We start from the raw sequence: 21,200 nt of genomic DNA on the forward strand, positions 1-21,200 counted from the left end.
AAAATGTGCTAAACTTACCTTTGTTATTTTAAATTATATATTGTGCACAACGCAAAAAATATGATTGTGCAATAACACCGAAGGAGAAAAAGACATGGAGCTAATGCGCTGTAAAGAAAATGTTGTTAAAAAACTAAACGAGTTTGTTGAAGTAACTCCCCCCGTTATTTTGTTTAAAAAAGGCAATATGTATCCGATTAAAATGGATATCAACTATAACTGGATTGCCACGGATGAACAAGGTCATGAGCATATTGTCGCTTCAAACACAAAGAACGTGCAGGACGACTACTGGTTTAGCTACCATTTTGACTTATATTAAGGAGTTTCCCGGATTTACTCTTCATAAACGTTATATAAATAAAGTGTTGTATTAGTAAAAACAGCGCCAGAATTCTGGCGCTGTTTTTATGTAGTAATCGCAATTGTACGGGTGGTCGTTTGAACGGTCACCCCAGTTGAAGAACGGACAAAAAATTCCATTCTGACTGAGTACGTGTATGTACCAATTGATGCTACTGTATCTACCCATGTAAAAGAAAGAACATTTTGCTGAGTGAATGATAGTGTTAAAACGGCTGCAGCTCCTTGCTGTAAATTCTGTGAAAACAAAAGCTGAGAATTTCTATATACTCTAAGTGTTACCCCGTATTGATAACTAGTTAATCCAAGAGGAATGTTTGCTTCAACTGTAGCAAATCCATCTATCTTCATCTTCTGATTGTTTTTTTTGGTCTCAGCATTTACTGTTAAAATGCTCGTTTCAGAACCGTAAGTCAACGACTGCACGCTTTGAGACTGCGATGAAAATATATTCAGCTGGCTTTGAATCAAGTCTCCCATTACTTTCCCTCCCTTTATTTATATGGAATATACGGTAATAAAGTATATACTTACCTTTTGGTTTACATGACTAAGAGTTCAAAGACCTCCTTAAACCAGCTTGTTAAAACTATTTATTAATTCACAAAAGCTGGCTACTGTAATGTTCCATTTTCTGCATCGATATCTACTTAAGATTATGTTACAATCACGGTAAAGTAATTTATGATTGATAGAATAAAAGCTAGAGCTTGAAAAATTCGAGGTGGATTATGCAAGGTAAAGTTGTATATAAAGAAGGATTTTCAGTGATAGGCATAGCAAAAAACGGAGAGTATCAAAAAGAGAATCTTTTGAAGCAAATACTTAAAGAAAAAGAAATGATTACTTCTTCAAAAGAACCTCATATGATTACAGGCATTTGCATGGCTCCGAAAAGAGAAAATTATTTTTATATTGCAGGTACAGAAGTGGCTGATACGGCTTGTATTCCAAGCGGTATGAGCGTTCATACGTTTCCTTCGTTTACATACCTGCAGTTTAAACACAGAGGTCCCATTACATCGCTTGGGTCGACGTATAACAGCATCTGGAATGAATGGCTGCCGAACTCTCCTTACAGCATGATTGAAGGTCCTGCTCTTGAAATTGTAAATACAGCTATACACGGCAATTTATATAGTGATACATATGAAATGGATATTTATATTCCCATAAAGCTTGGACATTAAAAAAGGTGAACTTACGTTCACCTTTTTCCTATTTTTGCAGCTGTTTATATAAATGATAAAGAGTAAAAACGCACTCTGGATGACGCTCTTTATGGTTAAAAAAGCCATGGGGAAACATGAGTGAAAGATTCCCTTTTTCAATTCCGGTCACATACTTGTTTTCCATAAGCGGATATTCTTTCACAACCCAGCGCGCTTCATCAATCGTAGACGTAACCACCTCACCAAAGTATACGCCCATACACTCTTCGAATTCTTCTTTTGTTATTGAAAAACAGTCAAAGCGATCGCCGTCTTCTAGATCATAGTAAAGAAGCTCTAATATTTTCAAACTTTCATCTGTAAAATCAACGGTGAATTCAGCTACCGCTTTGCTTATTTCATGAATATGATTCATGCACTGTTCGCGCATTTGATGATAGTAATAGCTAGCTTCAAACTGATGTTCACACGTCACTAGCGATTCTCCGTATGATGCTGTTAGATCATGATGCTTGCTCATGCTGACACCTCCACGCTAAGCTTATGGAGCAAGTATAACATTAACCAAGCTACTATTGAGCATCTTCCATTAACAACCTATTCGCGGCAATATTAGGTTCACTTCTTACTCATTATTCTGCCGTACACAAATCCTCCGCTAACAAGAAGAATACCGCTAATTAATACGCTGCTTAAAAAGATTTGCGAATGCATCAAGTGATTATACATCATCCACACGCTCATTTCGTCATCTCCTTTTGGCCTTTTTTAACTAGTATCCCCGATTTTCTTGCCGCACATGCCGGCATTTTCATCATTTTTTCATCAAGCCTCTATATAGTTAAAGCCGTGAAGCCAACTATCTTTTTTCATCGTTTTACTCCTTAAAAAGCCTGCTTATGACTCTAAAGCAGGCTTTTTTTATAGGTTGAAACAAGTAATTAAGCCGTCTATCCCCACTAATTGTGCATAGTAAGGTATAATTAAAGATAGTTTCACTTTTCTAAAGTGAGAAATACATAGGAGACATCAAAGGAGACATGCAAATGACAGAACTCGAAAAAGCGAAAATTCAGCACCGAAAGCTGTCCAAGGGGCAGGTATTTGGTAGGGCTATCGCCATTGCGATCGGTGCCCTGCTCATGGCCACAGGACTTGAAATCTTCCTTGTTCCAAACCACGTTGTTGACGGAGGAATTACCGGTATTTCCATCATGCTTTCGCATATTACCGGCGTAAATCTAGGAATCTTTCTTTTTGTACTAAATCTTCCGTTTGTATTTATCGGGTACAAGCAAATGGGAAAAACATTTGCCCTTTCCACTATTTTTGGCATACTGGTTGTATCCATCTTAACTTCTATGTTTCACCATGTCCCCGCGTTTACCGCAGACGTTCTTCTTGCTACCGTTTTTGGAGGGATTATTCTCGGAATTGGAATTGGACTCGTAATTCGCTACGGCGGAGCGCTTGACGGTACGGAGATACTTGCTATTTTAATCAGTAAAAAAATTCCGTTTTCTGTGGGAGAAATTGTAATGTTTTTCAACTTCTTCATTTTAGGAGCAGCGGGATTTGTGTTCACGTGGGACCGCGCCATGTATTCCATCCTTGCGTACATCATTGCGGCTAAAGCCATTGATACAGTTGTAGAAGGATTGGAAGAATCAAAATCAGCTTGGATTATTAGTGATCATTCTGATGACATCGGCGATGCGATTAATGCGCGTCTAGGTCGAGGCGTTACCTATTTGCACGGTGAAGGTGCTTATACGGGCGATGATAAAAAGGTGATTTTCTGCATCATTACGCGCCTTGAAGAATCAAAGCTAAAAACCATTGTTGAAGATTTTGACCCTACTGCCTTTTTAGCCGTTGCAGATATTACCGAAGTCCGCGGCGGACGCTTTAAAAAACGAAACATTCACTAAAAAAAACGCGCAGAAAGCATGATGCTTTCTGCGCGTTTTTATGTAAAAGAGACTTTTTGAACCCGCTTAAACCATTCATAACAAAGAAGTACAATTAAACATAAGTCGATTAAATCGCCTCCGTAATACATCAGCATAGCCCCTTGCTGCGCCTCTTCTACCGAGACGTGCATAGGCGGGTGAGCGTACACATATTTTGATAAAATACCGTGAGCGGCAAGAGCAAGAACCAATACGGACGCTCGGTGCGTAAAAGCTTTTTGATGCGGCGAAGGATCAATTGAAATCATCGATACGGTGAATAAATAGCCGGCTAAAAATACATGAATATGTACAGCGACATGCACGAAAAAAGAGTGATGCATCATGCCATACAGACTCGTTGTATAAAGAATCCAAAGTCCTCCTACGTTAAGAACAGAAGCTGTCACCGGACTGCTGATGAACCGAACAAACCGCCCTTTTAAAAGTTTTGACACCTTTCTGGCTGCATGAACCGGAAGCGTGCGAAGCAGCAGTGTAAGAGGTGCTCCTAACGCCATTAAAAGCGGAGCTAGCATACCTAAAAGCAAATGCCCTGTCATATGCGCGGTAAAGTCCATATGAGCACGAGCTGCGAGCGGTCCTGCTACAGAAGATATGGCGCATAAAATACCAAGTGTCCAGCTGGACGTCCTATATAATGACCATTTTCTATACGTTGCATTTGAAGACGTTACAGCCCACACGTATAAAAAAAAGGCAGCGACAAAAGGCAGGGCTAATAAAAGCTGAGATAGTACTTCATATTTAATCATGATGTGCACCTTGTTTACGTGTAAACCATGTTAACATGATGCCAATAAGCAGCATCAAACATGCAAGTACATTCCACGTAATGTCGTAAGGTGCAATCTTCACTCCGTACCGAATTTGGTGAAGGCCCATAAGCTTATGCTGCACGGTCCCGTCATAAAGCTGAAACGCTCCCGCTCCAAGCAATACTCCTCCTATCCACCTTTTCACCCACCAGCCGCCCCGGCGCCTTAGATCTGCCACCATAAAAAGTGATGCGATTGTAGCGAACCAGCTGAATGCATGAAACAAACCATCCGACACTAAACCAGCGGCCGTTGTGGACTTATCATAAAAATGATGCCAATGAAGCAGCTGATGAAACACTGCTTCATCAATAAAAGCAACTAACCCTACGCCAAACAAAAAGCCTGACCAGCTATTTCGAGCGCGGTGAACCACGCGCTGATTTGCAGTTGCTTCGTGCTTCTTTTCCATATATATATCCCTCCCTGCCAGTTCTTTAAGTTTATATCGATTCTAATGAACGTATACCCTATTAAAGAGAAATGAATCTATAATATGGAAAAATAGGAGCTATATCCTAACCTCGTTTTCATTATCTTTTCACCATAAAGGTATAGGATAGTATTTGCGAAGCCAATTAACATATTTTTTCATAGTTTTACTCCCTTTCTAATGACCTGTTTCCCCAAAACAGGTCTTTTTTATATCCCGCTTCTCTTTTCATCGTTTTTTCACCATAAAGGTATAGGATAGTACTTGCGAAGCCAATTAGCATATTTTTTTCATAGTTTTACTCCTTTTGAAGACCTGCTTCCCCAGAGCAGGTCTTTTTTTATATCCAGTTTCTTTTTTCATCATTTTTTCACCATAAAGGTATAAGATAGTACTTGCGAAGCCAATTAACATATTTTTTCATAGTTTTACTCCCTTTCTAATGACCTGTTTCCCCAAAACAGGTCTTTTTTATATCCTGCTTCTCTTTTCATCGTTTTTTCACCATAAAGGTATAGGATAGTACTTGCGAAGCCAATTGGCATATTTTTTTCATAGTTTTACTCCTTTGTGAAGACCTGCTTCCCCAGAGCAGGTCTTTTTTTGTTTGATGTTTCTTTTCACTGTTTTTTCACTATTGGGCGGTAAGATAGTACATGTAAAGCCAATTAGCATATTTTTTCATAGTTTTACTCCCTTTCTAGTGACCTGTTTCCCCAAAACAGGTCTTTTTTTATTTTTTCTAAAAGCTTCCATCTTTTCACCGTTTTTTCACTTTTCTTTTGTATACTAAGTTTGTCAAAGCAATTTCATCATTTTTCATAAATGACCCCTATTTATTCCCCGCTTTTTGTGAGCGGGGCTTTTTTTATAAGAAAAGCATATTTTTTAAAAAAGCTTTTCTCTTTTCACCGTTTTTTCACTTTTCTTTTATATACTGTTCTTGTCAAAACAATTTCATCATTTTTCATAGATGTACCCTATTTGCACCCGCTTCTTGTAAGCGGGACTTTTTTTGTTTTCAGATAAAAAAAGCTTAACCCGGAGGTTAAGCTTTTTTCATCTGCTTGCGAAGAACAAGCATCATAATCGTAATAATGGTAAACGCAATAAACGCTAAAAAAGGAATGGTGATAAATCCAAGCCAGTTAATATATTGACCTGAGCAAGGAACACCGCTTGTACACGTTTCAAATGCTTTAAGAGCCGGTATCTTCTGCAGGCAATAATGATAGCCTGAAAGCGCCATACCAATCACCGAAAACGGCAGGACGTATTTGTAGATGAACGTATCATTCCGGTACACGGCTACGCCTAGCACAATCGCGAGCGGATACATTAAAATTCGCTGATACCAGCAAAGTTCGCACGGGATGAAGTGAAGAACTTCACTAAACGTCAAGCTTCCAAGCATCGCGATAAGCGCTGTAATCCACCCGAAAACCAAAGACTTGTTCATTATTTGTTCTCCTTAGCCGCATCTTTGACCATTTGATCAAAGTCATCGATTGTTTTTCCTTCGAATTTTTTGCCGCCTACATAAATGGTTGGTGTACCTGTGATGCCTAAGTCATTGGCTGTCTTCATATCTTGATTAAACGCATCTTTTCCTTTTCCGTCTTTAAATGCACTCGCTACTTTTTTCGCATCGGCATCGCTTGACACTTCTTTCAGCGTATCTTCTAAGTAGGATTCCGTTAAGACATCTTTCTTTTCGTCCGCTGCGTTTTGCTTTTTATAAAGAAGTTCATGGAATTTCCAAAATGTATCGTTTCCAAGCTCTTTGTATACCGTTTCGGCGAATTCTGCTGCACGAGAGGAGTCGTTGTTGATAAATGCATAGTTCATAAAGTAGAATTTCACTTTACCTGTATCCACATAACCTTTTTGAATCAGCGGGAAAAAGGATTCCGTGAAGTTTTTGCAAGCCGGGCATTTGTAATCTCCAAACTCTACCACTTCTACCGGAGCTGACTCTTTTCCAAGATACGGCTGATTATCATATGTAAGAGCGGCCTTTTCATCTCCTCCGCCCTTTGACATATTCGAAAGGACGATTAACCCTAAAATACAGACCGCAATAATTCCAATCACCCAAAAAATCCACTTGCTTGAGGATGTTTGCTGATTGGGCGTTACTTTTTTCTTTTTCTTTGCTTTTGACACAATCTCATCTCCTTCTTTTCTTTCTCTCTTACAAACTTACAAAGCTGTTAGAGCTGTAAAAATCAGCGCACACAAAATAAAAAACACGTATAGCGACGTCAGCGTTAAAATAACAGGAGGCTGCATCGGCATTTTCGTTTCCGGATTTAAAATATATTGAATGCGATAATTAACAGACGTATCAGCAAACGATACGTGCGCACACGAGAGACTTGTCTGTCCCGTTTTCACCATTTTTAAAAGCGCGCTGCCGATGTGAGCAGGCGTGCCATTTTTCACAATGGCATCTTGATCAGCCAGCACTTCACGCATAACTTTGAAGCGTTTATGGCTCCATTTAATAAATGGAATATACCATAATGCAGAGGCAAGCGTACTTAGCAAAAACGTTTTGAGCGGGTCTTTGTTTGCAACGTGCGACTGCTCGTGATAAATAACGGCTTCGAGTTCATTTTCATCAAGCACCGACAGCAACCCTGTAGACAGGACGATATGCGGTGTAAACAGCCCCATCGTTAAGGCAATGGGCTGATCTGTTGTTAAGACCGTTAAATCCTTTCCGTACGCTTTTTGCAGGTCAGCCGTTGTTGTTTCATCTCGCAGCTTCGTAATCATTTTACGGACTTTCCGCATTTGAATCACTTGCTTTACAGCTTTAATGAACAGTACAAACATCGTGTGAAAAATAACGGCATTCAGCATGTATTCAATAAAAAACAAGCCGAAAAAGTGGGCTACTTTGTTACAAAGTAAAATTAAGTTAAACGATAAATTCCATCCAAACAGCAAATGCAGCACATACATCCCCATTTGCATAAGCAACGTCACGGCAATAAAAAAGCACAGGTTAAAAATAAGCTTTGAACGCTTTAGTATTCCTTGATTCATTGATTATTCATCCTTTTTTAACTGTTTGACTTTTGATTCGAGCATACTTAACAGTGAATCATCGACTTCTTCTAGCGCATCAAGCATATGAGTAACAGCAAGCGAGCCAAATTCATCGATCAATTCGTGCGTTAACTCTTTCGACTGAGCGTCGATAAATTCCTCTTTAGAAAGAATCGGCTGATACATCGACGTACGTCCTTTTAAACGCTTTTGCAACACGCCTTTTTCCACCAGTCGATTCATAACGGTCATAACGGTGTTGAAGTTAACTGTTTTTTCTTTCTCAAGCACGTGCTGCACGTCTTTAATGGACATTTCACTTCCGTTCCATAAAGCCGTCATAATTTTTGCTTCAAGCGGGCCAAAAAAGCGATTAAGGCCGGTTTCGTTAAATTTGAATTTTTCAATTTTCATATTCGACACCTCACACTACTAATTGTAGTGTGAGGTGTCAAATCCGTCAACTTTTCCATGACAACCGCCTTACAATTGTCATAATCACTTTTTTACTTCATCGGTTAAATGCTGAATGGACAGCACAACTGTATCGAGCTTGGCTTCGATTCGGTGAAGTAAATAAAGCGTCACCACAATAGGAAAACCAACGTCTGAAACAAGCGTAAACCACTCTGCCATCTTCCTCTCTCCTTTTAAAAAAGCCCTTCGCACCGAAGTGGAAGGACTTTCATTTTTAAATCGTAAATTCGGTTACATTTCGCTCGACAATTTGGGCGCCTTTTCTGGCAACGAGCGCTCCGCCGCTTGAAGTAAAGACATCGCTTGCGATCAGCGCGTTCATTGCTGCTGTGATGGCTGCTGCGTCTAACGTATCTTTTGGTGATTCAATCGATAGGCTTACTGCTTTTTGTGACTCATTCAAAAACTGCATCGTTAAAGTTTTCATACTCTACCTCTTTTCTTATTTTAAAAGTGAAAACGTGACAACTTCGTTGATTTCAACAAGCGGCAGCGACTGCAGGCTGGCAATGGTTTCGCTTGCTGTAATGAGTGCATCTGCAGAACTTCCCGGCTGAATGTTCATATAGGATTTTGTCTTTAAATCGGGTTTTCCATCCTCTTTTATTCCTTGTTCTAATACTAAGCGAAGCTGGCTTGAATGCTGAATTTTTTCTGCCATCTTTTATTCCCCCTTTCACTTTATATATAGAAATGGAAATAGGAAAGAGGGATGATGGAAACATAAAAATTTTTGGTTTATAATGGGAGATAGTCTGAGTTAGAAAGAGGCTTTGGTAATGAGAAAGTGGAGCTTTTTATTTTTTGTTCTAGCATTCATGCATCCAGCTTCAGCACTTGCTGATGACGGTGCAGATGAAAAAAAGCTTGGTCCGTTTTACTACACGGTTTCTCATGATTATAGTCGAGAAAAATGGGATGTAGGGGTGTTAAATCAGCAAGACAAAACGAACATTCCTGAGACTGATTTGAACGATGAAACGCTAAAACTGTTTCAAAGCACGGTTGATGATTTAGCAGAGCTCGCGATTCGATTTGCTGCTATGAGCGTACTGCTTGTATGTTCACTCGTTGTTTTTACGTACTTTCGCATTCAAAAAAAACGCCCTTTTCTCCGCTTGTTTTTTATTTTTTCAAGCGTTGGCTTTCTATTTTGCGTCTATACATCATTGGAGTTATTTAAAAAAACTGAACAAGCAAAATCTTTATTTTACTTACTATGACTTGAAACCCCAAAAAAACCAGCCGATCGGCTGGTTTTTTCATGCATTTCTTACGGTTATGTAGTTCTGTTCATACGTCATTTCTTCCGTTTGCTTTTGCTGCTCCAAATGGTAATAAGCAGCGCATACTCCTCCTAGACCAGCAAGTGCTAGGACAATTAGAAGTATGGATGTCGCTTTTTTCATTACTTTTTCTCCCCTTATGTTTAACCCTACCTAGCAACGGCAGCTGTAAAAAAGAGTCCCCTTTCTCTTCTTTACTTGCTCATTACTTACGAAAGATATTATCATACTTTTTTTCATTTTTGTCATTTTTTTAGCTATTGTCAAAAAATTGTATATTTTATACTCGGTTTAACGAATGTTTAAGAAAGTCCATGGACTGGTTTTTTGAAAGCCCAAACGCCGTTACGATATAATCAACGTAGGCAAGAAGCTCGACGTTTCCCCCTAGTTTTGTTGTTTTAAATGATTGATTAAACCGATACTGCTTTTTATCTGAAAAGACGAGCCCTTCTTCTTCTAGAAATGTTTGAAACTGCTGATGCGGAAAGTAAAGCACATCATTTCGAACGTTCTCTAAATCAATTACAATAATCATGTCTTCGAGCTCAGTTTTTAATTCCATCATACAATCGATGTATCCGCCGATGCAGCTGATTAAAGATGTAAGAAAAAAGGGTCCGTTTATATATTGAAACTGCTCAAAAATCGTCTCATCAATGTAGCTTGAAATGCTGGATTTCAGCACGTCATGAATTTGTTTTGGTTCTTCCATATACGGAATAGGAATGTGAAACTTAGCTGATCCGTTATAAAACTGCTCCCACGCAATTGTTTTATCATATGCATCAATTACATCTGTGCTTCGAAAAATGATGGATTCCGCTGAATAAGAAGCTTTGACAAACGGTGTATGCAGCATCACCGTACTCTCATCGTCCAAACGATAGTATTTTGGTTCGCTAGACTTGCTTAAAATATATTGCTTTAACCGTTCTTCTTCCATTTGTTCGATTAAATGCAAATCATATAGTGGCAGCACGTACATATTACACATCCCGTAATGAATATAGCTTTTCCCGTGCATCGGCCACTTTCTGTTATAGATAGACAGTTCTTTTGTGCAAAATTCCTCTATTCGCTGCGTTTGATCCTCCGATTTTTGATAAAGACGATCTAAATGATAGCGATCATCGATTTCCGTAACCGGAGATGTGCCGCTTCCAATTCTTCTGTAAATTTTCCCGTAAGACATGTACGGAGGGTTCGGACCTTCGGGAATCCAAATAACAAAAACACCTTGCCCGGGGTGATCTTCAGGTGATAAAAAGCGCGTAACGATACGAGGAATGGGATTGGTGACATCTTTCAGCATATTATTAATAAACAGCTCATATTCCTTGCGCTCGAGCAGGTTAATGGAATGGTCGTCTTCATCTACGCCAAAAATAAGCCACCCTCCTTTTTCATTGGCAAACGAAGCGATGATATTTGGGATTTTCCGTTTGACCGTTGAGCTTACTTCGCGCTTGAACTCAAGCTGATAGCCTTCTTCTAAATGTTTTTCCATCATGCGCTGCACATCTGAAAACTCAATTTCTCCAATTGTTTTTTTCTTTCCTTCTTCGCTTATAAATGGTGAATAAAACGATTCTTCGTTCACTTGTCTTCCCCCTCCTCACCACTTCTATTTAACTTATCCATATGATGAGAAGTAAAAAGACAGTCATATTTCTTTGATTTTTTTCAAAAAACAAAATTTTTACCAAATTCATCCTGTTTTATATTATGATAGAAAAAGAGGTGAATAACATGATTGAAGCAATATTTTTAGACCGAGACGGAACGATTGGAGGCAGTAATGACATTCAATATCCAGGTGATTTTCAGCTGTTCCCCCAAGCAAAGCAAGCGATTAAAGACATAAAAAAACAAAACATTCCGCTGTTTTCCTTCACAAATCAGCCCGATGTTGCAAAAGGAAAGGTAAATAAATCACAGTTTATCTCTGAACTTTTAGCTTTTGGATTTGATGATGTTTACCTTTGTCCTCATGAAGATTCAGACGCCTGTTCGTGCCGCAAACCAAACCCCGGCATGCTGTTAAAAGCAGCGGAGGAGCACAGCTTAAATTTGGCTAACTGCATCGTGATTGGCGACCGGTGGAAAGACCTAGTAGCGGCCAGTGCAGCAGGCGCTCACTGCATTTTAGTGTTAACAGGTGCTGGGCATGACACGTTACATGAACGAGAAAAGTGGGCTGATGTACAACCAACTCTTATTGCAGCCGATATACAGAAAGCTGTTGAATTTATCTTTACATCACTGAGTTCACAGCCGATACTATCGCATTCACATACTCGTTGACCAGCTGCTCATCCTGTAATAATTGTTCATACTGCGGAGTGGTGATTTCAAGCTGCAGTCCTTTATGCCGCTGATTGTCGTTGGCGATATTTCGAGGTGAAACGCCTTTTAAATGTACGGGCGTTTCACTGATCGGAAAATTAGAAAGTGCTTGACGCACCGCTTTTTCTAACTTTTCGTCTCTTCCTCCAATATAAGTTGTACAGACATCGCTATAGGCACCGTGAAGAGAAATTGTGACCTCTGATTTTTTCACAAGATGACGCGCCATTTCTTCATCGTAGTTTGCAGACGTAACATGTAATTCAAACGGATTTTCTGTTTTCAGTGTTTTAAATACGTACACCGTTGCGTTCAGCTTTTCTGCTATTTTTTCCGCTACTTCTTCTGTCCCAATTTCCATCGTTCCTCCGTGAATCGCAAGCACGACAATTTCTCTCCGGCGAATGACACACTCTATTTCGTAATCGATTCCGGCTCGTTCACACTGAGATAATTCTTGAAAACTTTGATACACATCCCTCATCTGTTTCTTCACACCTTTCTTTTATCTTTCATATACCCAGGCTTTAATTTTCCTTTTTCTTCATATAGTAAAAGTAGTAAACGGATTAACCCTTTGTTTACGCGTTCATTTTTGTTTTTATACTTTATATTTTAGTGTGCACAAAAATTTTTTTTGAAATTCGAAATAAAAGTATTGCCAAACAAACCGTCCAGACGGTAAAGTATTCTAGGGAAAATCAAAAAGGAGGAAATTCATGTGTCTACATATGATGATATATTGCTTGCGGCCACTCAGGTTGTGCAGCGTGACGGCGTTGGAAATTTGACGCTTGAAAAAGTAGCAAAAGAAGCCGGTGTTAGTAAAGGCGGCTTGTTGTACCACTTCTCATCAAAAGATGAATTGATTCAGCAAATGCTGTATTCAGTCACCAAGAAATATGATGACGGACTAAACGTACAAGTTGAACATGACAATTCTCCTGGCAAATGGAGCCGGGCTTATCTCGCTGAGACCCTTCATGACCTTCAGCGTGAACAAGCGATGAGCGCAGGGTTGCTTGCAGGTATTGCAACGAATCCTGAACTTCTGCAGCACCTTCAAAAACACTACGAAAAGTGGCAGCACCATATTGAACAAGATGGCATTGACCCTGTCCTTGCTACCATTGTGCGCTTAGCAGCCGATGGATTATGGTTCAGCCAAATGTTTGGGCTCGCACCCGTGGATCCAGACATGCAAAAACAGATTCAACAACAACTTCGGAAATTAACAGAGGAGGGTTTTCGATGAAAGCCTATTTATTTTTAGCAATTGCAATTAGTTCAGAGTTATTTGGTACATCTATGTTAAAAGCATCAAACGGATTTACAAAATTTTGGCCTAGTCTTGGTGTTTTATTAGGATTTGGTCTTGCTTTCTATGCGCTTTCCACATCGCTTCAGCACATTCCGCTCAGCGTTGCATACGCCATTTGGTCTGGTGTAGGAACTGCTGTGACAGCTGTGATTGGTGTAGTCATTTGGAAAGAAAGCGGCAGTCTTACGATGGTATTTGGCATCGTATTAATCATTGCAGGAGTCATTCTTTTAAATTTAAAATCAGTGGCTCATTAAAAAAAGAGCCAGTAAATACTGACTCTTAAGCAAAGGAGGAAAATCGACTGTCTACTTATGAAAGTAGTATGTATTGTTTTCCTTTTTTTATACTCTTTTATAGATTAAACGGATCTAGGAATTTAACAGATGGATATTTGTCCTGGAACAAACGCCATACAAAATCGTTTTCAAACATAAGAACAGCATGCTTATCACGATCTTCCACTAGCATCACGCGAGAATCTAGCATGCGATCTTCAATTGTTGCTTTGTCTACCCATTTTGCAATGTTGTGAGACATGCGTGTGAATTCAAGATCGACATTGTACTCACCTTTCATACGATGTTCAAATACTTGGAACTGAAGTTCACCGACTGCTCCTAAAATATAATCTCCAAAGAACGGCGTACGGTAAAGCTGTACCGCCCCTTCTTGTACAAGCTGATTAATTCCTTTTTCAAAGTGCTTGGATTTCATTGCGTTTTTCGCACGAACTTTTACAAACAGTTCAGGCGGGAACTTTGGAAGAGCGTCGAATTCGAATACTTTTCCCTCTCCTACAATGGTATCGCCAATTTGATACGTACCTGAGTCATACAAGCCAATGATATCCCCTGGATACGCTGTGTCTACTGTTTCACGGCTTGATGCCAAGAACTGATGAGACTGCGCTAGCTTCATTTTGCGGTTCGTTCTTGCTAATGTTACGTTCATTCCACGCTCGAATTTTCCTGAACATACGCGTACGAACGCAATGCGGTCGCGGTGAGCTGGGTTCATGTTCGCTTGAATTTTAAAGATGAAACCTGAGAAGTTTTCATCGGTAGGCTGAACGGTGCCATTCGTTGATTCACGAGGCTGCGGCGGTGATGTTAATTGTAAAAATGAATTAAAGAAAGACTGTACGCCGAAGTTCGCAATCGCACTTCCGAAGAAAACAGGCGTTAATAAGCCTTGCTTTACTTTTTCAATTGAAAAATCATTACCTGCTTCGTCTAATAGAGATAAATCATCCACTAAGCCTGGTAAATACATTTCATCGACGTGTTTTTTAATTTCATCGTCGATATTTTCACCGTCAAAGTCTGCAAAATAAGACTCTTTGTTTCCTTGATACACTTCAATTTGCTTTGAAAAACGGTCATACGTTCCTTGGAATCGTTTCCCCATGCCAATTGGCCACGTTACAGGGTATGATTCGATACCAAGTACATCTTCAATTTCTTCAAGCAGCTCAAGCGGCTCTTTTCCTTCACGGTCTAATTTATTGATAAACGTTAGGATGGGAATACCGCGCATACGACAAACTTTAAAAAGCTTAAGCGTTTGTGCTTCAATTCCTTTTGTTCCGTCAATAACCATGACCGCACTATCTACAGCTGTTAAGGTACGATACGTATCCTCACTGAAGTCTTCGTGTCCTGGTGTATCCAAGATGTTAATAAAGTGATCTTTATACTCAAACTGCATAACACTTGATGTAACTGAAATTCCACGTTGTTTTTCAATTTCCATCCAGTCAGATGTAGCAAACTTGCCTGATTTTTTTCCTTTAACCGTTCCGGCTGAACGAATCATTCCGCCCAGTAACAGCATTTTTTCTGTTAACGTTGTTTTCCCGGCATCCGGGTGAGAAATAATGGCGAATGTACGACGTGAATCGACCATCGTTTCTTGAAGTTGGTTGCTCATACGTTTTAAAATCCTTTCTGCTCTACAATTCCTATTTTCATCATTTCATTATACGCTTTTTTTATACTGCGTGACTAGTTTTTTTCATATTTGAATACTTCTGCAAAATCAAAGAAATCGTCAACAAGGTGTAAAAAGCGAACAAGAAAAGACCCCTTTTATAAAAGGGGCCTTCTCCCAGTTTAGTTTAACGACCGACCAGAGAAACGTTCTGCTGATCGGCTTAAACTTTATAAAAAAAATTACTTTTGAACGTTAGCAGCTTGTGGTCCACGGTTGCCTTCAACAATTTCAAATGTAACTTCTTGACCTTCTTCTAAAGTTTTGAAACCTTCGCCTTGGATAGCAGAGAAATGAACGAATACATCGTCTTGTCCTTCTACTTCGATGAAACCGAAACCTTTTTCAGCGTTGAACCATTTTACTTTACCTTGTAACATATCTCTTTTCCTCCTTGTGTGACAATCCACACATTGTGTATTACTCTATTCCTGCTCTTACAATAAGTCAAGACGAACACTTCGAACTATCCTTACCGAACAAAAATAAGCACCTTTATTGTAACAAATCCTCCAAAAAATTTCAAAGGAATTTGCACATTCTTTTTGTTCGCTTCTATCCCTTACCTACAGCCTTTCTAGCCCTTTTTAAGCAGCCGAATATGAACGAATTATCCGCACTTCCTCTTGATGTTTTTTCTTGTATAACGATCCTTTAAATGGATAACGCTATAGAGATAGATACTCTTTCTATTTATGAGAAAGCAGGTGACATCACAACCTATGGAAGACATTCTCATGTCCCTTCTTAGAACCTTTGTTTCTTTTATTATCTTAAGCATTACAACTTTCCTGATTGGAAAACAAATTAACACCCATAACAATCATTTTACGTTTGCGATGTCCATCATTATTGGGTCGTTCATCGCAAATATGGGATTTGATTTAAAATTAAAATTTCTGCCGATGTTCGCTTCTTTTGCTTTTCTTGTGGCTATTCATTTTCTTTTAGCATCAACAGCTCTAAAAAGCAGGCGCTTGCGAAAATGGATTACAGGACGCCCGACGGTTATTATAGAAAAAGGAAAGCTTCTTGAAGCAAATATGAAAAAAGTCAAATATTCCATTGACGACTTGAATCAGCATTTACGAGAACTAGGAACGTTCAACATTGCTGAAGTAGAATTTGCTGTTTTAGAAGTAAGCGGAAAACTGTCGGTATTAAAGAAAACTGCTTATCAAAACATTGCCAAACAGGACGTTTTGTCTAAGCCGTTTAAAGAAATGAATTTACCGGTAGAACTCATCATGGACGGAGAAATTATTCATAAAAATTTAACACCTCAATATACCGAACAATGGATCAACCTTGAGCTTTCAAATCGTCAGCTTCAGTTGAACCAAGTGCTGTATGCAGTTGTGTCAACAAACGGCATGCTCTATGTAGATGAGTATAAAGATCAGCTGTCCGCTCCTACAGACAGAGAATAGGGTTGAGACATAACTAAACGAGTTTGATTCTCCATAAAGAATCAAACTCGTTCGGATAAAATACGTTTGTCCCAGTTTTACTGCGCCATTTCTTCAACTGTTCCTTCTTTTAAGCCATAATAGTTCCGCTCAAATCGCTTTATTTCTTGATCATAGCGGCGTACTTTTGCATCGGCTAGCTGGCGGCTTTGTTTTGTTTCTTCAAGCAGCTCGACCTGCTGATTAATTTGAAAAATAGTCGTCGTCAGCTCGTCTTGATAATCATAAATTTCATTTTGAATATCCACGCATACGGGCAAGCGATTTGCTAAAATAAAGTCCGTCATTTGCATAAGCACTTTTTTACGCTCTACTTCTTTCACTTTGCTTTTGACAGCTCGTTCTGCAGAACGGAACGTCAGCCTTACTTTAGAGAAGAAGTCACCTTTAATCGAAAGCTTGCGCTGCAGTTCTTCTACATCCTGTTTTAATGATTCATGCTCTTCAATCATTTTTTGAAGCACAAGCCCTCCGTTTAACGATGTGAGCTCCATTTCATCAAGCTGATGGCGAATGGCTGTTTTGAGCGTTTCAATTTGTTTCACCGTCTTTTTCTCCGTAGCGCGGAGCTGCTTAACATACTGCTCTGTTTTATAAATAAAGTTGTCTAACCGTTCACGATCAAACAGTGACTGCTCTTTCTTTTTTACATAATCTTGATACGTTGTGTGTACAGATGACCACTTGATCAATAGAGACTGATAATTCAACAGCTCATCCTGATGCTCAAGCTTGTACGTCCACATCAGCTGAACAACTACTAATAACAGTGGTAAAAACGTTCCAGCTTCTTTGCGTTTTGCAATAATTTCATGACTTTCAAAGCTCGCCATTAAAAAAAGCGGCGCATTCATACTAAATAGCAGTGCTGGCGGGTAATTAACGGGAATAAAGATACTCATTACGGTTGCCATAAGGCCTGAAATAGCAGGGTATGCGTGCGGAGGAAGCTGTTTGTATAGCTCAATTGTCCCTTTTTTTTGCAGCAGTTTCACAAGCGCTGCCTGCTGATAGTCTCCTAATACATCAATCATTCTTTCTTGATACATGGGAGGAAGCTGCTCAATCCAATTCATCAGCTGCTGCTGAAACACAGCTTGCTGACGATTTGTAGCAATCATGTATTGCGAATCAATTAGATGAAAGAACAGTCGGATTTGATGGCGCATCACGTCTTCTAGCGTATGACAGCGTGCAATTGAAAACAGCTCATTGTATTTAGATACAAGCAAATTTCCAATGTTATCGCTTAACTCGTACAGCTCGCCATTTGTTGTAGCATGAGAAACGGGAAGTTCAAAAAACTTCGCCATTTCAAGCAAAATATGCAGATGCATGTCTACTTCAGGCTGTTTTTCAAGCAATTTCATTTCTTCTACCAATGATGCTTGAAAATCCGTATGCTCCGTTTGCTGATACCGTGCTGACATTTCCGTATAAATGCGGTGGTCACATAACACATAAGCAGCTCTTAGGATATCGCCTTTAGACGTAAGCAACCCATACAATAACTGTTGTCCGTTCATCTTCACACCGTCCTTCATTAAATTTTCTTACTATAGCTTTCTATCATTTTATACTTTTTCTATAAATTCGATGCAATAGTTCAAATTTCCTGTTATCTTTCTTCTTGCTTTCTTAATACGAAGAGTGCCGTCCAACATGACATCAGTGCAGGCGGGATCATCCAAGTCATATATCGCCACTCACCCGTCACAAGCGCCATAATGAGAAAGATGAGCGGAAAACCTATTAGTACTATGATAACACGTGCTCTGCTTACCGATTTTTTCATCGTGCATCGCCCCTTCTGTTCGTCCCTTATTCTTATAATACCCTTTCGCTTCTATAGCATTAAACACCTTTATAAACCGTTCGTACATTTCCTTGTTTTCTAGACAGTCTATGACATAAGTTTTAAAAAAGAACAGAGGATACCTCTTACTTTGATGAATCGCGTAAGCAACTTTTATGTTATGACAAGCTAAATCGAGAAAAATGTGTTATGGTAAAAGAAAATTTCGTTTTTACTACCTACATTGAAACGAAAGGGTTGATCGTATGAACATTTTTTTGATTGGCGCAAGCGGCAGGACCGGACAGGAAGTAATCAAGCAAGCGATTAAAAACGGACATTATGTAAAAGCTTTTGTGCGAAATCCATCTAAGCTTAAGGTAACGCATGCGAACGTACACATCATACAAGGCGACGTGCTTGATTATTATGAAGTGTGTCAGGCTATGCGAGGGTGTGATGCAGTCATTTCTTGTCTGGGAACCGAAAATCTAGGGCATTCTACCCTTTTAGTAGAAACGACAAATCTGCTGATTCAATGTATGAACGAAAACGGAATTCAGCGTATCGCCTACACGGCTTCAGCCGGAATCGATGGAGAAATTCCAGGCATGACGGGCTGGCTTGCTCAGCGTATTTTAAAAAATGTGCTTCGCGACCATCACGAAGCCGTGAAGCTCTTGAAGGTAAGCGGACTCGACTGGACAGTTGCTCGGCCAATGGGTCTAACGAGCGGTCCATTAACCACGTATTACCGTATAGGAGAAGCTAGCATACCAGAAAACGGACGCAACATCAGCCGTTCTGACGTCGCTCATTTTCTCCTTCAAGCCGTAGAAAACAACAGGCATATAAAAAAATCACTAAGTCTTTCGTATTAAGTGTTCTAAAGGAGTGTTGATAGTGAACCTATCAAAAATTTTTCTAAAAATAAGTCTTGTACTTTTAATGGCATGCGTCTTTATTGAAGGTAATTTCCAAGTGGCGCTTGGCATCTTTGCTGCTGTTTGCATGCTTGTCATCATTTTTGCCAAGCCTCTTTCAAAATCGCTGCTTCCTGCTAATAAAAAAACAGGAAAAAAAGACCGCGAAACATTAATGATGGTCATTGGTGTCATCATTTTTATTTCAGGAAGCTTTTTTATTGCGTAGTAGCATTATAAACATCCACATTTTTAATCATATAAAGGGCTGTGCTGTAAGTCGAATATTCGCCTTATGACGCAGCCTTTTTAGCTTTCATGAGGTCTCTTTCAGCAATAGCTTCTGTACCATTCCATTATTTAAGCAAATTACCTGCCAAACCCTCTTATGCTTTTTTTCATCAACTCACATAATATATGTAGAAGATATCGTAAGACAAGCGTCAAAAGAAAGAGGAGGAAGATAAATGAAATGCCCCCATTGCGCTTATTCTAATCCGGAAGGGGTAAAATTCTGCTTAAATTGCGGCCATGAAATTGTGGACCACGATGAAAACTACAGCATATTCTACTTGTTTGCCCATCGTGTTGATAAAATTCCAAGAAATGAACGTTCGGTTGAACCTAAATTTCGAAATATATTCTCTCGAGTCTTCCGACAGCACAGTGAAATGGAAGCTGAACGGCTTTTTATTGTAGGAACAGGGCTTACGACTCCTAAAATAGAAGAGGTTGTAAATACATGGCCAAAGCCTTGGCTTTTTGCAAGGGTCTTTCTTATTGCGCTTGTTGCATACTTAGGACTATATCTAGGCGTAAGCTTATTCGAAAACATCAACTTTATACCCGGTCTTATTGTAGTCGGTGCTTTTGCAGTGCCATTTACTACGCTCATTTTCTTTTGGGAAATGAACGCTCCGCAGAATATTGCTATTTACAAAATTGTTTATGTCGTTTTTATTGGCGGAATCCTCTCACTTTTATTAGCACTTGTGTTTTATGATATTCTTGGAAATAACACAAACGTGATCGTGATTGGAATATGTGAGGAACTGGCTAAAGTTATCGCTGTTATTTATTTTGTACGCAATCTTAAATATAGATATATCCTTAACGGACTTCTCTTAGGAGCTGCAATAGGAGCTGGTTTTGCTGCTTTTGAAACCGCTGGCTATGCTTTGCGAGCACTTCTTTCCGGCAGCTTTCACATGCTCTATTCTACAATACTCTGGCGCAGTATTTTTGCTCCTGGAGGACATGTGGCTTGGGCTGCCTTGACTGGCGCTGCCATCTGCATCGTGCAAGGAGATAAGAAATTTCAGTGGAGCATGTTGATAAAACCAAAATTTTTCGGTGTATTTTTGCTTGTCGTTTTTATGCACGCTCTTTGGGACTCACCTGTACTAGGTATTTTCCCAGCTGGACATACGATTTTAACGGTTATATTATGGATTTTGGTATTCAGTATGATTCGTATTGGGCTAAAAGAAATCGCGGATAAAAAGCTGGAGTTGACCTATTACAAAGAAAAGCCTACACCCTCATAGGAAATGTTCAGCTTGCGTTTAGCTGCTCGTTTTAACTTTTTATTACCTTTATGTTTCATTTTGAAAATTGTTGTTACAAATTGTAAAAAACAGTATTCAAATTACCTGGACATGGTATGATAACCTAAATAACATGAAAGGGTGACTTGGTGGATGAACCTAACTGAAATTAAGCATATGATAGCAAATTTAGTAAATTATAGAGATAGCGACATTACTCATACT

Annotated in this window: 29 protein-coding genes; 11 read left to right on the plus strand and 18 right to left on the minus strand. The window is 39.3% G+C overall.

All coding sequences use genetic code 11. The annotated features are described in order from the left end of the window. The first annotated feature begins 94 nt into the window (after positions 1 to 94). Positions 95 to 322: a hypothetical protein gene (locus tag ACNHOZ_RS10160; protein ID WP_048018940.1), complete on the plus strand. Its 228-nt coding sequence runs from the start codon at positions 95 to 97 to the stop codon at positions 320 to 322. Positions 323 to 408: 86 nt separating this feature from the next. On the opposite strand, the gene ACNHOZ_RS10165 is transcribed toward ACNHOZ_RS10160, so the two are convergent. Further along, positions 409 to 843, minus strand: a complete 435-nt coding sequence (locus ACNHOZ_RS10165; RefSeq protein ID WP_048018939.1) for a hypothetical protein — start codon at positions 841 to 843, stop codon at positions 409 to 411. A gap of 251 nt (positions 844 to 1,094) precedes the next feature. Between ACNHOZ_RS10165 and ACNHOZ_RS10170 the strand changes: the two genes are divergently transcribed. Continuing rightward, on the plus strand, positions 1,095 to 1,553 hold the full coding sequence (locus ACNHOZ_RS10170; protein WP_047750500.1) for a GyrI-like domain-containing protein: 459 nt from the start codon (positions 1,095 to 1,097) through the stop codon (positions 1,551 to 1,553). Positions 1,554 to 1,581: 28 nt separating this feature from the next. Here the strand turns inward: ACNHOZ_RS10170 and ACNHOZ_RS10175 are convergent, their stop codons facing one another. Both ACNHOZ_RS10175 and ACNHOZ_RS10180 read right to left on the minus strand, forming a co-directional pair. After that, positions 1,582 to 2,055, minus strand: a complete 474-nt coding sequence (locus ACNHOZ_RS10175) for a hypothetical protein (RefSeq protein WP_048018938.1) — start codon at positions 2,053 to 2,055, stop codon at positions 1,582 to 1,584. 98 nt (positions 2,056 to 2,153) lie between these two features. Then, complete coding sequence (locus tag ACNHOZ_RS10180; RefSeq protein WP_016764808.1) at positions 2,154 to 2,279, minus strand: hypothetical protein; 126 nt, start codon at positions 2,277 to 2,279, stop codon at positions 2,154 to 2,156. Between the two features lie 302 nt (positions 2,280 to 2,581). On the opposite strand from ACNHOZ_RS10180, the gene ACNHOZ_RS10185 reads away from it, so the two are divergent. Beyond that, positions 2,582 to 3,466, plus strand: coding sequence for a YitT family protein (locus tag ACNHOZ_RS10185; RefSeq protein ID WP_028409242.1), 885 nt, complete (start codon positions 2,582 to 2,584; stop codon positions 3,464 to 3,466). A 38-nt stretch (positions 3,467 to 3,504) separates the two neighbouring features. Here the strand turns inward: ACNHOZ_RS10185 and ACNHOZ_RS10190 are convergent, their stop codons facing one another. The 9 genes from ACNHOZ_RS10190 to ACNHOZ_RS10230 all read right to left on the minus strand — a co-directional run bounded on the left by ACNHOZ_RS10190 (position 3,505) and on the right by ACNHOZ_RS10230 (position 8,954). Next, positions 3,505 to 4,263 carry a cytochrome c oxidase assembly protein gene (locus ACNHOZ_RS10190; RefSeq protein ID WP_048018937.1) on the minus strand — a complete coding sequence of 253 codons (759 nt, stop codon included), beginning with the start codon at positions 4,261 to 4,263 and terminating at the stop codon, positions 3,505 to 3,507. Then, complete coding sequence (locus ACNHOZ_RS10195) at positions 4,256 to 4,738, minus strand: DUF2243 domain-containing protein (protein WP_047750497.1); 483 nt, start codon at positions 4,736 to 4,738, stop codon at positions 4,256 to 4,258. Before ACNHOZ_RS10195 ends, ACNHOZ_RS10190 begins: the two co-directional genes overlap by 8 nt. Before the next feature lie 1,069 nt (positions 4,739 to 5,807). Next, positions 5,808 to 6,218: a disulfide oxidoreductase gene (locus ACNHOZ_RS10200; RefSeq protein ID WP_028414446.1), complete on the minus strand. Its 411-nt coding sequence runs from the start codon at positions 6,216 to 6,218 to the stop codon at positions 5,808 to 5,810. After that, on the minus strand, positions 6,218 to 6,925 hold the full coding sequence (locus ACNHOZ_RS10205) for a DsbA family protein (protein ID WP_048018936.1): 708 nt from the start codon (positions 6,923 to 6,925) through the stop codon (positions 6,218 to 6,220). The genes ACNHOZ_RS10200 and ACNHOZ_RS10205 overlap by 1 nt, the downstream gene beginning before the upstream one ends. A gap of 36 nt (positions 6,926 to 6,961) precedes the next feature. Then, positions 6,962 to 7,813: a M56 family metallopeptidase gene (locus ACNHOZ_RS10210; protein ID WP_028414448.1), complete on the minus strand. Its 852-nt coding sequence runs from the start codon at positions 7,811 to 7,813 to the stop codon at positions 6,962 to 6,964. A 3-nt stretch (positions 7,814 to 7,816) separates the two neighbouring features. Beyond that, positions 7,817 to 8,230, minus strand: coding sequence for a BlaI/MecI/CopY family transcriptional regulator (locus ACNHOZ_RS10215; protein WP_028414449.1), 414 nt, complete (start codon positions 8,228 to 8,230; stop codon positions 7,817 to 7,819). A gap of 84 nt (positions 8,231 to 8,314) precedes the next feature. Next, positions 8,315 to 8,452 (minus strand): YvrJ family protein, encoded by a 138-nt coding sequence (locus ACNHOZ_RS10220; RefSeq protein WP_028414450.1) that lies wholly within the window; start codon positions 8,450 to 8,452, stop codon positions 8,315 to 8,317. Positions 8,453 to 8,507: 55 nt separating this feature from the next. Then, entirely contained in the window at positions 8,508 to 8,720 is a 213-nt protein-coding gene (locus ACNHOZ_RS10225; protein WP_013057867.1) for a DUF2922 domain-containing protein, read from the minus strand. 15 nt (positions 8,721 to 8,735) lie between these two features. Beyond that, on the minus strand, positions 8,736 to 8,954 hold the full coding sequence (locus ACNHOZ_RS10230; RefSeq protein WP_013057868.1) for a DUF1659 domain-containing protein: 219 nt from the start codon (positions 8,952 to 8,954) through the stop codon (positions 8,736 to 8,738). A gap of 118 nt (positions 8,955 to 9,072) precedes the next feature. Between ACNHOZ_RS10230 and ACNHOZ_RS10235 the strand changes: the two genes are divergently transcribed. Then, positions 9,073 to 9,516 carry a hypothetical protein gene (locus ACNHOZ_RS10235; RefSeq protein ID WP_028414451.1) on the plus strand — a complete coding sequence of 148 codons (444 nt, stop codon included), beginning with the start codon at positions 9,073 to 9,075 and terminating at the stop codon, positions 9,514 to 9,516. A gap of 39 nt (positions 9,517 to 9,555) precedes the next feature. On the opposite strand, the gene ACNHOZ_RS10240 is transcribed toward ACNHOZ_RS10235, so the two are convergent. Next, positions 9,556 to 9,702, minus strand: a complete 147-nt coding sequence (locus tag ACNHOZ_RS10240) for a hypothetical protein (RefSeq protein WP_165351766.1) — start codon at positions 9,700 to 9,702, stop codon at positions 9,556 to 9,558. A gap of 157 nt (positions 9,703 to 9,859) precedes the next feature. Beyond that, complete coding sequence (locus tag ACNHOZ_RS10245) at positions 9,860 to 11,182, minus strand: AlbA family DNA-binding domain-containing protein (protein WP_048018935.1); 1,323 nt, start codon at positions 11,180 to 11,182, stop codon at positions 9,860 to 9,862. Positions 11,183 to 11,331: 149 nt separating this feature from the next. On the opposite strand from ACNHOZ_RS10245, the gene ACNHOZ_RS10250 reads away from it, so the two are divergent. After that, a complete protein-coding gene (locus tag ACNHOZ_RS10250) occupies positions 11,332 to 11,886 on the plus strand; it encodes an HAD-IIIA family hydrolase (RefSeq protein ID WP_047750495.1) in 555 nt (184 codons plus the stop codon). On the opposite strand, the gene ACNHOZ_RS10255 is transcribed toward ACNHOZ_RS10250, so the two are convergent. Further along, the gene (locus ACNHOZ_RS10255; RefSeq protein WP_048018934.1) at positions 11,837 to 12,412 is read right to left on the minus strand and encodes a poly-gamma-glutamate hydrolase family protein; all 576 of its coding nucleotides are present in this window, start codon (positions 12,410 to 12,412) and stop codon (positions 11,837 to 11,839) included. The two genes, ACNHOZ_RS10250 and ACNHOZ_RS10255, sit on opposite strands and share 50 nt — an antisense overlap. 237 nt (positions 12,413 to 12,649) lie before the next feature. On the opposite strand from ACNHOZ_RS10255, the gene ACNHOZ_RS10260 reads away from it, so the two are divergent. Together ACNHOZ_RS10260 and ACNHOZ_RS10265 are read left to right on the plus strand one after the other, a co-directional pair. Next, a complete protein-coding gene (locus ACNHOZ_RS10260) occupies positions 12,650 to 13,183 on the plus strand; it encodes a TetR/AcrR family transcriptional regulator (RefSeq protein ID WP_048018933.1) in 534 nt (177 codons plus the stop codon). Continuing rightward, positions 13,180 to 13,506 carry a DMT family transporter gene (locus ACNHOZ_RS10265; RefSeq protein ID WP_013057875.1) on the plus strand — a complete coding sequence of 109 codons (327 nt, stop codon included), beginning with the start codon at positions 13,180 to 13,182 and terminating at the stop codon, positions 13,504 to 13,506. The genes ACNHOZ_RS10260 and ACNHOZ_RS10265 overlap by 4 nt, the downstream gene beginning before the upstream one ends. 97 nt (positions 13,507 to 13,603) lie before the next feature. On the opposite strand, the gene ACNHOZ_RS10270 is transcribed toward ACNHOZ_RS10265, so the two are convergent. Beyond that, entirely contained in the window at positions 13,604 to 15,181 is a 1,578-nt protein-coding gene (locus ACNHOZ_RS10270; protein WP_028414456.1) for a peptide chain release factor 3, read from the minus strand. 242 nt (positions 15,182 to 15,423) lie between these two features. Further along, a complete protein-coding gene (gene cspD, locus ACNHOZ_RS10275) occupies positions 15,424 to 15,621 on the minus strand; it encodes a cold-shock protein CspD (protein ID WP_013057877.1) in 198 nt (65 codons plus the stop codon). A 327-nt stretch (positions 15,622 to 15,948) separates the two neighbouring features. Here cspD and ACNHOZ_RS10280 point away from each other — a divergent pair, with 327 nt between their 5' ends. Next, complete coding sequence (locus ACNHOZ_RS10280) at positions 15,949 to 16,671, plus strand: DUF421 domain-containing protein (protein WP_230683493.1); 723 nt, start codon at positions 15,949 to 15,951, stop codon at positions 16,669 to 16,671. Between the two features lie 77 nt (positions 16,672 to 16,748). Here ACNHOZ_RS10280 and ACNHOZ_RS10285 read toward each other — a convergent pair whose 3' ends face one another. Further along, positions 16,749 to 18,236, minus strand: a complete 1,488-nt coding sequence (locus tag ACNHOZ_RS10285; RefSeq protein WP_048018931.1) for a hypothetical protein — start codon at positions 18,234 to 18,236, stop codon at positions 16,749 to 16,751. A gap of 535 nt (positions 18,237 to 18,771) precedes the next feature. Here ACNHOZ_RS10285 and ACNHOZ_RS10290 point away from each other — a divergent pair. The 3 genes from ACNHOZ_RS10290 to ACNHOZ_RS10300 all read left to right on the plus strand — a co-directional run bounded on the left by ACNHOZ_RS10290 (position 18,772) and on the right by ACNHOZ_RS10300 (position 20,975). Further along, entirely contained in the window at positions 18,772 to 19,386 is a 615-nt protein-coding gene (locus tag ACNHOZ_RS10290) for an NAD(P)-dependent oxidoreductase (RefSeq protein ID WP_034267848.1), read from the plus strand. Positions 19,387 to 19,408: 22 nt separating this feature from the next. Further along, positions 19,409 to 19,657, plus strand: coding sequence for a hypothetical protein (locus tag ACNHOZ_RS10295; protein WP_033580533.1), 249 nt, complete (start codon positions 19,409 to 19,411; stop codon positions 19,655 to 19,657). A 238-nt stretch (positions 19,658 to 19,895) separates the two neighbouring features. Beyond that, entirely contained in the window at positions 19,896 to 20,975 is a 1,080-nt protein-coding gene (locus ACNHOZ_RS10300) for a PrsW family intramembrane metalloprotease (RefSeq protein WP_047750491.1), read from the plus strand. Positions 20,976 to 21,200: the final 225 nt, after the last annotated feature.

The organism is Priestia sp. D51, assembly GCF_053345675.1.